Annotated in this window: 11 protein-coding genes; 8 read left to right on the forward strand and 3 right to left on the reverse strand. The window is 49.4% G+C overall.

Going from position 1 to position 13,463, the window contains the following annotated elements:
- Positions 1–24 precede the first annotated feature (24 nt).
- The 3 genes from H1A11_RS16115 to H1A11_RS16125 all read left to right on the forward strand — a co-directional run bounded on the left by H1A11_RS16115 (position 25) and on the right by H1A11_RS16125 (position 3,476).
- The gene (locus H1A11_RS16115; protein WP_117964323.1) at positions 25–2,055 is read left to right on the forward strand and encodes a hypothetical protein; all 2,031 of its coding nucleotides are present in this window, start codon (positions 25–27) and stop codon (positions 2,053–2,055) included.
- A gap of 29 nt (positions 2,056–2,084) precedes the next feature.
- Positions 2,085–3,221 (forward strand): aldose epimerase family protein, encoded by a 1,137-nt coding sequence (locus H1A11_RS16120; protein ID WP_005826133.1) that lies wholly within the window; start codon positions 2,085–2,087, stop codon positions 3,219–3,221.
- A gap of 63 nt (positions 3,222–3,284) precedes the next feature.
- Entirely contained in the window at positions 3,285–3,476 is a 192-nt protein-coding gene (locus tag H1A11_RS16125; protein WP_226791286.1) for a hypothetical protein, read from the forward strand.
- A gap of 71 nt (positions 3,477–3,547) precedes the next feature.
- Here H1A11_RS16125 and ybeY read toward each other — a convergent pair whose 3' ends face one another.
- The 3 genes from ybeY to H1A11_RS16140 are packed head-to-tail and all read right to left on the reverse strand — an operon-like array spanning position 3,548 to position 6,284.
- The gene (gene ybeY / locus H1A11_RS16130; protein WP_005826129.1) at positions 3,548–3,961 is read right to left on the reverse strand and encodes an rRNA maturation RNase YbeY; all 414 of its coding nucleotides are present in this window, start codon (positions 3,959–3,961) and stop codon (positions 3,548–3,550) included.
- Between the two features lie 60 nt (positions 3,962–4,021).
- Positions 4,022–5,254, reverse strand: a complete 1,233-nt coding sequence (locus H1A11_RS16135) for a nucleoside recognition domain-containing protein (RefSeq protein WP_117964322.1) — start codon at positions 5,252–5,254, stop codon at positions 4,022–4,024.
- Positions 5,255–5,279: 25 nt separating this feature from the next.
- Positions 5,280–6,284: a M28 family metallopeptidase gene (locus H1A11_RS16140; RefSeq protein ID WP_181757446.1), complete on the reverse strand. Its 1,005-nt coding sequence runs from the start codon at positions 6,282–6,284 to the stop codon at positions 5,280–5,282.
- Positions 6,285–6,415: 131 nt separating this feature from the next.
- On the opposite strand from H1A11_RS16140, the gene H1A11_RS16145 reads away from it, so the two are divergent.
- The 5 genes from H1A11_RS16145 (at position 6,416) to H1A11_RS16165 (ending at position 13,438) form a co-directional block, all read left to right on the forward strand.
- Positions 6,416–7,183, forward strand: coding sequence for a DNA alkylation repair protein (locus tag H1A11_RS16145; RefSeq protein ID WP_181757447.1), 768 nt, complete (start codon positions 6,416–6,418; stop codon positions 7,181–7,183).
- An 85-nt stretch (positions 7,184–7,268) separates the two neighbouring features.
- Positions 7,269–8,306: a Holliday junction branch migration DNA helicase RuvB gene (gene ruvB / locus H1A11_RS16150; RefSeq protein ID WP_034525480.1), complete on the forward strand. Its 1,038-nt coding sequence runs from the start codon at positions 7,269–7,271 to the stop codon at positions 8,304–8,306.
- Positions 8,307–8,418: 112 nt separating this feature from the next.
- Entirely contained in the window at positions 8,419–9,867 is a 1,449-nt protein-coding gene (locus H1A11_RS16155) for a lipopolysaccharide biosynthesis protein (protein ID WP_117964361.1), read from the forward strand.
- A gap of 32 nt (positions 9,868–9,899) precedes the next feature.
- Complete coding sequence (locus H1A11_RS16160) at positions 9,900–11,261, forward strand: TIGR00341 family protein (RefSeq protein WP_117599877.1); 1,362 nt, start codon at positions 9,900–9,902, stop codon at positions 11,259–11,261.
- A gap of 38 nt (positions 11,262–11,299) precedes the next feature.
- Positions 11,300–13,438 (forward strand): S46 family peptidase, encoded by a 2,139-nt coding sequence (locus H1A11_RS16165; protein ID WP_181757448.1) that lies wholly within the window; start codon positions 11,300–11,302, stop codon positions 13,436–13,438.
- Positions 13,439–13,463: the final 25 nt, after the last annotated feature.

A 13,463-nucleotide genomic window follows, 5' to 3' on the forward strand; every position in this document is an offset into this window, starting at 1 on the left:
AACAACAATAAAACAGATGTAACTATGAGACTAAAAAGATTGTTTTTGGGGATAATGCTCTTTACGGGCATTACGGGTGCAGGAGCGGCAAATGCTGCTCCGGAAGACATCTCTGCTTCTATTTCCTTGAAAGTGCCGGGGAATGATGCCAAGCAATATCCGCTGGCCTTGCAGAAGATGCAGGATGGTATGTACAGCTGCCGGGCTTCGGAAACGTTGCCATTGGACATCATCCGCCAGGTGGTGGACAAGGATGGCAAACTGCGCATTACCGTCACACTCAAGGCACTGGAAAATGTGTATTTCAACTATGGGGAACAGATAAAGACCGGTTACAAGCATTCGGACTGCCAGTTCTACATGCCGGGCTTCTGGTATCGCCGCAACCTGCGTTCGCCGAAGGAAGCTCCTTCTTTCCACACATCGGACAGTTGGCTGGTGCGTGAGGACCGTTTGAGCACTCCGCTGACGGCAGCTTTCAATCCGGCAAGTGGTACGTCCATGTCGGTTATCCGTATTGACAAGTTCGATAAGGAAGCTTTGACCACTCATAAGGAGGGAGAGGTAATCTTGTCCGGTGAGACTTCCATCGGATATACCGGTTTCTGCAATGTGGATGGTATGACTGTCTTGGCATACGGTTTCCCCTATAAGGAAGCACCGAAGACATATATCCGCAAATTGACGCTGGCTCCTGCCGTTGAGGCTTTCCAGTTGCTTCGTAAGGGTGACAGCATCTCCATGACTTGGGAGGTGTCCGAAAGGAATGCTGCCGATTTTTCGGAATGCGTACAGCGCACCTGGGAGTATTGTTATGACACTAACCGTCCGAAACCGGTTGACACACCTTACACGGTAGACCGCATGAAGGAGGTGATGAGCAACTTCTTCGTGGAAAGCTATGTTGGCAATACCCCCACTCATTATTATTCCGGTGTAGAGTTGGAGACTGCTACTTGTGCCAATACCGATGTTGCCGAAGTGGGCTTTGTGGGACGTACATTGCTGAACGCTTTCAATGCTTTGGAGTATGGCAAACAGCAGAACCGCCAAGACCTGGTGGACAATGCCAACCATATCTTTGACACTTATCTCCAGAACGGTTTTTCGCCTGCCGGTTTCTTCAACGAAGTGGTACACTACAACCGCGGCTTCAAGGAAACCAGACATAGCATCCGCCGTCAGTCCGAGGGAGTGTATGCCATCTTGAACTATTTGAACTACGAGAAACAGCAGAAGCGTAAACACCCCGAATGGGAGAAACGCATCAAGGGCATGCTGGACAGCTTCCTCAAGTTGCAGAACGAGGACGGCAGCTTCCCGCGCAAGTTCAAGGATGATTTCTCTGTCGTGGATGCCAGCGGCGGTAGCACGCCTTCGGCAACATTGCCTTTGGTGATGGCGTCCAAGTATTTCAAGGACAAACGTTATCTGGCAAGCGCCAAGCGTACGGTAGACTATCTGGAGAAGGAACTGATATCCAAAGCCGATTATTTCTCTTCTACGCTGGATGCCAACTGCGAGGACAAGGAAGCCTCCTTGTATGCTGCTACGGCTGCTTATTATCTGGCTTTGGTTACCAAAGGAGAAGAGCGTGCGCACTATGCCGGTCTGGCGAAGAAAGCCGCTTATTTTGCTTTGTCGTGGTATTATACTTGGGATGTTCCTTTTGCCGAAGGTCAGATGCTGGGAGATATCGGCTTGAAAACCCGTGGTTGGGGAAATGTGTCGGTAGAGAATAACCATATCGATGTATTTATCTTCGAATTTGCCGATGTGCTGCATTGGCTCTCCAAGGAGTACAACGAGCCGCGCTTCTCTGACTTTGCCGAGGTGATTTCCACTTCCATGCGCCAGTTACTGCCATATGAAGGACACATGTGCGGCATTGCCAAAGTAGGCTATTACCCGGAAGTGGTGCAGCATACCAATTGGGATTACGGACGTAACGGAAAGGGATATTACAACAATATCTTCGCTCCGGGCTGGACGGTCGCTTCTTTGTGGGAGCTGTTCACTCCGGGACGTGCGGAGCAGTTCTTGTTGAAAAAATGATAGTCTAAACAGTAACCAATATTGTATTTATGAATAAGATGATGACTTTGTTGGCAAGCGTGATGCTATTGGCATCGGCTTGCACGGGCAAGCAGGCGAGTGAAAAGACTGCTTCTGGACTGGAACCTGCCAACTTCCGTACGGAAGTGGATGGCAAGCAGACAGACTTGTTTGTTTTGAAGAATAAGAATGGTATGGAAGTTTGTATTACGAATTTCGGCGGACGTATTGTATCAGTGATGGTGCCAGACAAGGATGGCGTTATGCGTGATGTGGTGCTGGGCTTCGATTCCATTCAGGACTACATCAAGTTCCCTTCGGATTTCGGCGCTACCATCGGACGTTATGCCAACCGTATCAACCAGGGTAAGATTACAGTGGATGGGGTAGAGTATCAGCTGCCGCGCAACAATTACGGTCATTGCCTGCATGGAGGTCCCAAGGGATACCAATATCAAGTGTTCGATGCCCGCCAGTTGAGCAGTCAGGTTCTGGAGTTGACTTATCTGTCGAAAGACGGAGAGGAGGGCTTCCCGGGTAACCTGACCTGCAAGGTCACTTTCTCGCTGACAGATGACGATGCCATCGACATTCGTTACAGTGCCGAAACGGACCGTACCACTGTTGTCAATATGACGAACCATTCTTACTTTAACCTGGACGGTGACCCCTCCAAGTCCAATTCGGATTATCTGCTCACTATTGATGCAGATGCTTATACCCCCGTGGACAGTACCTTCATGACTACCGGTGAGATTGTTTCCGTAGAAGGTACGGATATGGATTTCCGCACTCCTACTGCTGTTGGCGCCCGTATCGACAATGACTTTGAGCAGTTGAAGAACGGCAAGGGCTATGACCACAACTGGGTACTCAATACGAAGGGCGATGTCACCCGCCCGTGTGCCACCCTCGAATCTCCCTCAACGGGTATTGTGCTTGATGTCTATACCAACGAACCGGGCATTCAGATTTATGCCGGTAACTTCCTGGATGGCACACTGACCGGAAAGAAAGGTATTGTGTACGGTCATCGTGCTTCTGTCTGTCTGGAGACTCAAAAGTATCCCGATACGCCCAACAAGCCGGAATGGCCTTCTGCATTGCTGAAGCCGGGAGAGAAGTATGACAGCCATTGCATTTATCGCTTCTCGGTGAAGAAATAAATATAAGGCAGGCATAGCCTGCCTTTATAGGATGGATATAAATATGACAAGAAGTCTGAAGTATTGAGGCGTACGTTTGTTTGTCCCTATATCTTTGGTGACGGAGAGGAACATTCCATCATTTCCCATTGGAAGTATAATGATGGTTATGGCAGTGTTGAACTTATTAGAGTAACTATAGATGGTGTGGATGCCCGCATCGAATCAGGAACAGACAAATATCACCCGTTAGTTGTCGTTGTGTTGGCAAAGTAACTTGTTTTTCTTAAATACTCTGTCTTGGTAAAATCAGCACTTTATCAAGACAGAGTTTTTATTCTTTGGAATTACCGCATCGCCAGCGCCTTATTCTCCGCCTCCTCCATAATCTCCCGTTCTCCCGGCCCTTTGTCATTGATTCCGCAAAGGTGGAGGATGCCGTGGATGATGACCCGGTACAGTTCACGTTCGTAGTTGTTATCGGCGAACTGTTCCGCATTGGTGCGTACGGTATCGAGGCTGATGAAGAGGTCACCGCTAAGGCGGTTGCCTTCACAGTAGTCGAAAGTGATGATATCTGTGTAATAATCGTGTTGCAGATATTGGCGGTTCACTTCGAGTATCTTCTCGTCCGAGCAGAAGATATAGGCTATTTCACCGACTCTTTTTCCGTAAGTGGCGGCTACGGATTTTATCCATTCCGTTGTTTCACGCTTCTTGATGGAGGGCATTTCAACGCCGTCTGTCTGATAACTAATCATTTTATTTACAATTTTACGATTTACGATTGAAATTACATTCCTGTGATTAAGACAGTTTCTTTAGAAGAAGAACATATAACTGATAATAATCGCTGCAATGATGCCGGAGAAATCGGCAATCAGCCCACACGTCACGGCATTCCTCGTTTTGGTGATACCTACGCTGCCGAAATACACAGCAAGAATATAGAATGTGGTGTCCGAAGCGCCACGTGCCACGCAACTCATGCGTCCTACAAATGAATCGGCGCCATACTGTTTCATGGTGTCAATCATCAGTCCGTTGGCACCGCTGCCGCTCAGTGACTTCATCAGGGCAGTGGGTAGGGCACCTACAAAGCTGGTATCTACACTGAATAGTCCTACTACATAACCGATACCGTTCACCAGTATATCCATGGCGCCGGAAGTGCGGAAAACGGCGATTCCAACGAGAAAAGCAACCAGATAAGGGATAATGCGTATGGCAGTGGTGAAGCCTTCTTTGGCCCCTTCGATGAAGGCATCGTATACATTGATTTTTTTCCATAGCCCCCAGAGGATGAACAGCAGGATGATGGAGAACAGCAGTATGTTGGCAATTAAAGTGGAATATACACCCATTTCATCACGGCTAATCTGTGTGAACAGATAAATGAGCGCGGCAAAGAAAAGGCTGATGCAGCCAATCAGGATAAGTATGGGCTTGTTCAACAGGTTGATGCGTTGTGCAATGCTGACGGCAATGACACCGACAATGGTCGAGATGGCGGTCGTTATCAGTGTGGGGATAAAGATGTCCGTGGGTTGGGCGGCACCCATCTGCGAGCGGTACATCATGATGCTGACGGGGATAAGTATCAGTCCTGAAGTGTTGAGTACAAGGAACATGACCATCGGATTGGTGGCGGTGTCCTTTTTAGGGTTCAGTTCCTGGAGTTCCTTCATGGCTTTCAGTCCCATCGGAGTAGCGGCATTGTCCAGCCCCAGCATGTTGGCAGAGAGATTCATGAAAATGGAGCCCATGGCAGGATGTCCTTTCGGTATTTCGGGAAAGAGACGGCAGAATACCGGACTCAGCCAACGGGAGAGGGCATTGATCATGCCGCTGTTTTCGCCTATTTTCATCACGCCGAGCCAGAGGGCGAGTATTCCTGTCAGTCCCAGGGATATTTCAAAAGCTGTTTTGGAAGAGGAGAAGGTGGAGTTGACGAGTTCTGTGAATATCTCCACATCACCCATAAAGATGAGTTTGCAGAGGGCTACGATGAATGCGATGACGAAGAAAGCTACCCAGATGTAATTTAAAACCATGTATCGTTACTTTGTTTCTAGTGGATTAATATTTGTTTTCGTTAGCAAGATTCCAGGCGTTGAGGAAAGCTGCTTTGGTTATTTCTATCATTTTTTCCCAGTTCAGCCGGTCGGTGTGGTCCGAAGGCTGGTGATAATCGGGATGTCCGTCTGTGTGGTACCAGATGATGGGGATGTTGCACAGGGCAAAAGAAGCATTGTCACTTCCTCCCGTGGGGCGGTCCCAGGCGCGGTAGTCCGGTTGCAGGCGCAAGCTGTAGCGTGCAATGTCCTGCTTCAGCCAGTCGCCGAATACGGGGTGGGCGGCGGTGTAGAAGTAGACAACGTGTTGAGGCTGCTCGGGCTTATTGTTACGGCCTATCATGTCGAAATTGAGATAACCTTTCACCTGGCTGATGAAAGGACAGCTTTGTACAAAGTATTTGGAGCCGAGCAATCCCTTTTCTTCTCCGTCCCAAAAGGCAAAGATGACCGTGCGCAGAGGCTTCTGCCCGGTGGCAAGAAATGCACGGGCTATCTGCAGGACGGCAGAGACACCGGAGGCATTGTCGTCCGCACCGTTGTATATCCGGTCGTTTGCCAGCGTCTCGTCCGTACCCAGGTGGTCGAAGTGGGCACCTACGATGACATATTCATCCGGTCGTTCTCCCGGGATGGTTCCCAATACATTGCTCATCTGCAGGATGCGGTGGGTGCCTTGTTTGAGGATGGTGATGGAGTCGGGATGCACTTGCCACCGTCCCCGTTGCTGGCGTTCCTTGTTGTATGCCTCGAAGGGTTGATAATAATTGTCCTTTTCCAGCGGGGCAATGCCGGCTTCTTTCAGGCAGGATGCCAGATAGCGGGCAGCCAGTCGTGAACCGTGCATGCCTGCTTCGCGTCCTTGCAGCTCATCGTCGGCCAGAAAGCCGACAATAGCCTTGGCCGAAGTGCGGCTGATGCTTTGCAACCCCTTTTCTTGTGGAGATTGTGCATGTAAGGATAGTGCGAAAGAAAGGCAGCAGATTGCTCCCAAAACAGCTTTATACATGTCGTACGGTTTTAAGGATTGGACATACCGGTTGCAAAATTAAAGATAACTTTCCATAGTTTCTATATAAATGTTATATTTTTGTCCATTGGTGGATGAATTCAAATCCGTGTAAATCAAATGAGAGAAGGATGAAAAAGAAGAATGAAGCAGTGGAAACCGTCTTGTGCGAACGTGTGCTTTCGGCAGAAGAAGTGGCGTGCATCTCGGTACAGATTCAGCAGGAATTGGAGGCGTATATCGACCCGGTGAAAAGGGAGTATCTTCCCCGTTTCTTCAAGACCGGAAAGGGGCAGTATGGCGAGGGGGATAAGTTTCTGGGAGTGGTGGTACCCAACACCCGGCAGGTGGCAAAGCAGCACAAGCACGAACCTTTTGGGGTAATGGCAACCTTGCTTCAGAGTGAATGGCACGAGTGTCGCCTTTGTGCCTTGCTGATGTTGGTGGAGCGATTCAAAAAGAGCGATGAAAAGGGGAAAAAGGAGATTTATGACTTTTACCTTTCGCAAACGGGCCGTATCAATAATTGGGATTTGGTCGATTTGTCTGCCCCCGGCATTGTGGGCGAATATTTGAAAGACAAACTTCGTAAAGACCTCTACCGGCTGGCGGATAGTCCGCTGCTTTGGGACCAGCGCATTGCTGTGGTATCTACCTATACTCTTATCAAAAATGGTGATTTCATCGATATATTAGCCCTTTCGGAACGGCTGCTCCATCATAAGCATGACTTGATGCAAAAGGCGGTAGGATGGATGCTCCGGGAGATGGGTAAGCGGGACAAGGACTTGCTGGTGCAATTCTTGGAGAAGCATTGCAGGACGATACCCCGTACCATGTTGCGCTATGCGATAGAGAAGTTTTCGGACGAGGAGCGGAAGGAGTTCATGAAGCGTTGATGGACGAGAGGCAGTGTTTTATCATTCCTTCTATCGCTTATCTCAAAATAAATTAGTTATTTTGCAGAAAACAAAGGAATCTGGAATGGAACAAGAAGATTTTGATATACGCAACCAGCAGCCCGTCACCAGCCGAGAACGTGATTTCGAGAACGCTCTCCGTCCGTTGAATTTTGAGGATTTCAGCGGGCAGGACAAGGTGGTGGACAATCTGCGCATATTTGTGAAAGCTGCCCGCCTGCGTGGCGAGGCGCTGGACCATGTGTTGCTTCACGGCCCTCCCGGATTGGGAAAAACAACACTCAGCAATATCATAGCCAACGAACTGGGCGTAGGTTTCAAGATAACTTCCGGTCCGGTACTCGACAAGCCGGGGGATTTGGCGGGAGTGCTTACCAGCCTGGAGCCCAATGATGTACTTTTCATCGACGAAATACACCGGTTGAGCCCCGTAGTGGAGGAATATCTGTACTCAGCCATGGAGGACTACCGCATAGACATCATGATAGACAAAGGCCCTTCTGCCCGAAGCATACAGATTGATTTGAATCCTTTCACGCTGGTGGGAGCTACCACGCGTAGCGGTCTGTTGACAGCTCCGTTGCGTGCCCGTTTCGGTATCAACCTGCATCTGGAATATTACGATGATGATGTGTTGAGCGGCATTATACGTCGTTCGTCCGGCATTCTCGATGTACCCTGCTCCGTAAGGGCTGCCGCCGAGATTGCGAGCCGCAGCCGTGGCACACCGCGTATTGCCAATGCATTGCTACGGCGTGTACGCGATTTTGCCCAAGTGAAAGGTTCGGGGAGTATCGATACGGAAATCGCACAGTTTGCCCTTGAGGCTCTGAATATCGACAAGTATGGTCTGGACGAGATAGACAATAAGATACTCTGTACCATCATCGACAAGTTCAAAGGCGGTCCGGTGGGATTGACTACCATCGCCACTGCTTTGGGCGAAGATGCAGGTACGATAGAGGAAGTCTATGAACCGTTCCTGATAAAAGAAGGTTTCCTGAAACGCACTCCCCGTGGGCGTGAAGTGACGGAGCTTGCCTACAAGCATCTGGGGCGAAGCCTCTATAGTAGCCAGCGTACCTTGTTTGGCGACGAGTGATTCATTTTAAGAAAACGAATACAGAGATGCGGAGACATAAAGTCTCTCTTTCCTCTTATCCTAAAAAACTCTGTGCCTCCGTGCCTTTGTGTTCATAACAACCATTAAAGAAGTGGCCGGATTAAAATCATTGGCAAAAGAAACTGCCATTTATGGGTTGAGCAGCATTGTGGGGCGTTTCCTCAATTACCTGCTGGTGCCCGTATATACCATGGCGATGTCCGCACAGAGCGGAGGCTATGGCGTAGTGACGAATGTATATGCGTGGGTGGCGCTCATGCTGGTGTTGTTGACGTGCGGCATGGAGACCGGTTTCTTTCGCTTTGCCAATAAAGGAGAGGATGACCCGATGCGGGTGTACTCCACGACATTGCTCAGTGTGAGTGTGGGGGCGCTTACCTTTCTTGCATTGGGATTGCTGTTCCTCAACCCCATTGCCGGATGGCTGGAGTATGGTGACCATCCCTGGTACGTGGGCATGATGATGATTGTGGTGGCGATGGATGCTATTCAAAGCATTCCTTTCGCTTATTTGCGCTACAAGAAGCGTCCCATTAAGTTTGCGGCACTCAAACTGCTGTTCATCTTCCTGAACATTGCACTGAATCTGCTCTATTATGTAGGGATGAAAGGGGATGACGTGGGCTATGCCTTCCTTTTCAATCTGATATGTACCTCTACCATCATGCTTTGCATGATTCCGGAGTTGCGTGGGTTTGCCTACGTGCTGGACAGAAAACTGCTGAAGCGGATGCTTGCTTATTGTCTGCCGTTGCTGGTACTCGGCTTGGCAGGTATCCTGAATCAGGTGGCGGATAAGATTATTTTTCCTTTTGTCTATCCGGATGAGGCGGAAGCTTCCGTACAGTTGGGCATTTATGGGGCTGCCAGCAAGATTGCCATGGTGATGGCGATGCTTACACAAGCCTTCCGCTATGCATACGAGCCTTTTGTCTTCGGGAAGAGCCGGGACAAGGACAACAAGCAGATGTATGCGCAAGCCATGAAGTTCTTCATCATCTTCACACTGCTGGCATTCCTCGCTGTCATGTTCTATCTGGACATCCTGCGCCATATTATCGGTCGCGACTACTGGCCGGGGTTGCGGGTAGTGCCCATCGTGATGGCTGCCGAAATCTTTATGGGTATCTACTTCAATCTTTCCTTCTGGTACAAGCTGATTGACGAGACGCGTTGGGGCGCTTATTTCTCCCTGATAGGTTGCACGGTACTGGTAGTGATGAACATACTTCTGATTCCCCGATACAGCTATATGGCTTGTGCCTGGGCAGGCTTCTGCGGTTACGGCATCGCCATGCTGCTGTCTTACTTCGTGGGGCAGAAGAAGTATCCCATTCAGTATGACCTGAAAGCCATTGGCGGCTATGTATTACTTGCGGCAGTTCTCTACCTGGCAGCAGAGTATGTCCCGATAGATAATATCTACCTGCGTATGGCATACCGAACTATATTGTTGCTGGTCTTTGTGGTCTACATCGTGTGGCGTGATATGCCTCTCGGCAGTATCCCCGTCATCAACAAACTGATAAGGAAACAGTAAATTCAATCGTAAATCGTCAAATCGTAAATATTATGGATTCTGATAAAAGAAACTCCTTTGCCGTCAAGACCTTTCTGAAAGAGTATCTTGATTTGCGTAAAGACAAGGACAATGAACTGGAAACTGTAGACTCCATCCGTAAGGGAGTGGAATTCAAGGGAGCCAATCTTTGGATTCTGATATTCGCCATATTCATGGCTTCGTTGGGGCTGAATGTGAACTCCACCGCTGTGATTATCGGTGCTATGCTCATCTCACCGCTGATGGGACCTATTATGGGTGTGGGGCTTTCCGTGGGACTGAATGACTTTGAATTGATGAAACGTTCATTGAAGAGCTTCCTGATAACCACTTTGTTCAGTGTGACTACAGCTACCATATTTTTTCTGGTCAGCCCCGTTGCCGAAGGGCAGTCGGAATTGCTGGCACGTACATCGCCCACTATTTATGATGTATTCATCGCCTTGATGGGAGGCTTGGCAGGTGTGACTGCGCTTTCTACCAAAGAGAAAGGAAATGTGATTCCCGGCGTTGCCATTGCCACGGCGCTGATGCCACCTCTCTGTACGGCAGGTTACGGGCTGGCAACGGGCAATCTGATTTACTTCCTCGGCGCATTCTACCTTTATTTTATCAATTCCGTGTTTATCAGTCTCGCCACTTTTGTAGGGGTGCGTGTGATGCATTTCCAGCGTAAGGAGTTTGTAGACAAGAATAGGGAGAAGAAAGTGCGCAAATACATCATCCTGATTGCAGTGCTGACCATGTGCCCTGCTGTGTATCTGACGGTAGGAATCATTCAGGATACCTTCTTTGAAAGTGCCGCCAACCGCTTTGTCAACGAGCAACTCTCCTTTGAGAATACGCAGGTATTGGACAAGAAGATTCACCATGACGGCAAGGGTCATGAAATACGTGTAGTGTTGATAGGGCAGGAGGTGCCCGAAGCTTCCATTGCCATTGCCCGCAGTAAGATGAAGGACTATAAGCTCGATAACACCAAGCTGATTGTGCTTCAGGGCATGAACAACGAAGCGGTGGATATTTCTTCCATCCGTGCCATGGTGATGGAAGATTTCTACAAGAACAGCGAGCAGCGCTTGGTGGAGCAGAAACAGCAGATTGAAACTCTTGAACAGAATCTGGAAAGATATAAAACCTTCGATGAATTGGGCAAAAAGATTATTCCCGAGTTGAAGGTGCTCTATCCATCGGTGAAGACAGTCTCAATATCTCATGCGATTGAACTGACGGTAGATTCGGTACGGGTGGATACAGTGACCCTTGCCGTATTGAAGTTCGGCAAACACCCGGCTGCTCACGAGAAGGAAAAGATTGCCGAATGGCTCAAGGCACGTACGGGAGCCAAGCAATTGAGGCTGATTACGGAATGACAACATCCCCCGAGGGGGTAGAAATATACTTATTTGGCATGAAATTAAGATTTATACTGATAGCCGTCTGCTTCCTCCTCTCTCTGCCGGGACAAGCGGATGAAGGGATGTGGATGCTGGGAAACCTGAACAAGCAGACACGCCGGACCATGAAAGAGCTGGGTTTGCAGATGCCTGTTAATAAGCTATACAATACGAAACGCCCGTCGCTGAAGGATGCGGTAGTCAGCTTCGGAGGCTTTTGTTCCGGGGTGGTGGTGTCCGGGGACGGGCTGGTGTTTACCAATCATCATTGCGGTTTCAGCAGCATACAGCAGCATTCGTCTGTGGAGCACGACTATCTGAAGGATGGTTTTGTGGCACATAATCTTAGTGAGGAGCTTCCTAATCCGGAACTTTATGTACGTTTCCTTTTACGTCAGGAAGACGTGACCCACCGCGTGCTTGGGGCGGTAAAGTCGGATATGGATGAGGCGGGGCGTACGAGTGCGGTCGATTCGGTGATGCTGGTTATCGGCGAAGAAGTTTCCCGCAAGGACTCCACGTTGGTAGGCATTGTGGATGCTTACTATGGAGGCAACGAGTTCTGGCTTTCCGTTTATCGCGATTACAATGACGTGCGTCTGGTGTTTGCACCGCCTTCCTCGGTAGGCAAGTTCGGCTGGGACACTGACAACTGGGAATGGCCGCGCCATACCGGTGATTTCTCCGTATTCCGTATCTATGCCGATAAGCATAACCGCCCTGCCGATTATTCTCCCGACAATGTTCCCTACCGTCCCGAATATGTAGCCCCGATTTCCCTTGACGGCTACCGTGAAGGTTCCTTCTGTATGACGCTGGGCTATCCGGGCAGCACGGAACGCTACCTCTCCTCTTTCGGCATCGAAGAGATGATGACTACCACCAACCAGGCGCAGATAGATGTCCGTGGTGTGAAGCAGGCCATCTGGAAGCGTGAAATGGATAGCCGCGACAGCATCCGTATCAAGTATGCTTCCAAATATGACGAAAGCTCCAATTACTGGAAGAACAGCATAGGGGTGAACCGTACCATTAAAAAGTTGCATGTGCTGGATAAGAAGCGTGCCTTGGAAACCGAACTCCGCCGATGGATACAGCAGACCCCAAAGGAACGGGAACACTTGCTGCACCTTTTCACTGATTTGGAGTTGAACTACAAGAGCCGCCGCGAAGCTTATCGCGCCAGGGCTTACTTTGCCGAGTCTTTCCTGAACGGCCCGGAGCTGATACAGCTTGCTTTGTCCATCCTTAGTTTCGACTTTGAGGGCGAAGAGAAAACGGTGGTTGCCAATCTGAAAGCCATCGTTGAGAAGTATGCCAATCTGGACTTGGGCATTGACAAGGAAGTGTTCGCGGCACTGCTGAAAGAATACCGTTCCCAAGTGGATTCGACCTACCTTCCCGAGCTCTACCAGACAATTGCAACAGAATACGGAGGCAACGAGCGTACCTACGTAGACAGCCTTTATGCCCGTTCGGAGCTGACCACGCCCCGTGGATTGAAGCGCTTCTTGGAGCAGGACACCACCTATCAGATATATAACGACCCTGCCATCAGTCTGGGTATTGATCTGATTACAAAACTATTCGAGATGAACATGGAGGTCCAGCAGGCCTCCGGTGAAATCGAGCGGAATGAGCGCTTGTTCAATGCTGCCGTGCGGCGGATGTACGCATCCCGTAACTTCTATCCCGATGCCAACTCCACCATGCGCTTGAGTTTTGGCACTGTGTGCGGCTATGCTCCGTCCGACGGAGTGAAATATGATTATTATACCACCACGATGGGCATTCTGGAGAAAGTCAGAGCCCATGCAGGCGATGTGGATTTTGAAGTACAGCCCGAATTGGTATCCCTCCTTTCCTCCGGTGACTTTGGCAGATATGCCGATGAAAAGGGTGAAATGAGCGTTTGCTTCATTTCCAACAACGACATTACGGGAGGCAATTCCGGCAGTGCCATGTTCAATGCCAGAGGAGAGCTTCTGGGACTTGCCTTCGATGGTAACTGGGAAGCTATGAGCAGCGACATCCTTTATGAACCGAAGATGCAGCGCACCATCGGGGTGGATGTGCGTTACATGTTGTTCATGATTGAGAAATATGGAAAGGCAGGTAATCTGATTCAAGAGCTGAAGATTGCCAATCCTTAACGTGTGCTTCCCTGCCTATGCTTCT

The sequence above is a fragment of the Bacteroides sp. CACC 737 genome, from assembly GCF_013874375.1.
Taxonomy (GTDB): domain Bacteria; phylum Bacteroidota; class Bacteroidia; order Bacteroidales; family Bacteroidaceae; genus Bacteroides; species Bacteroides uniformis.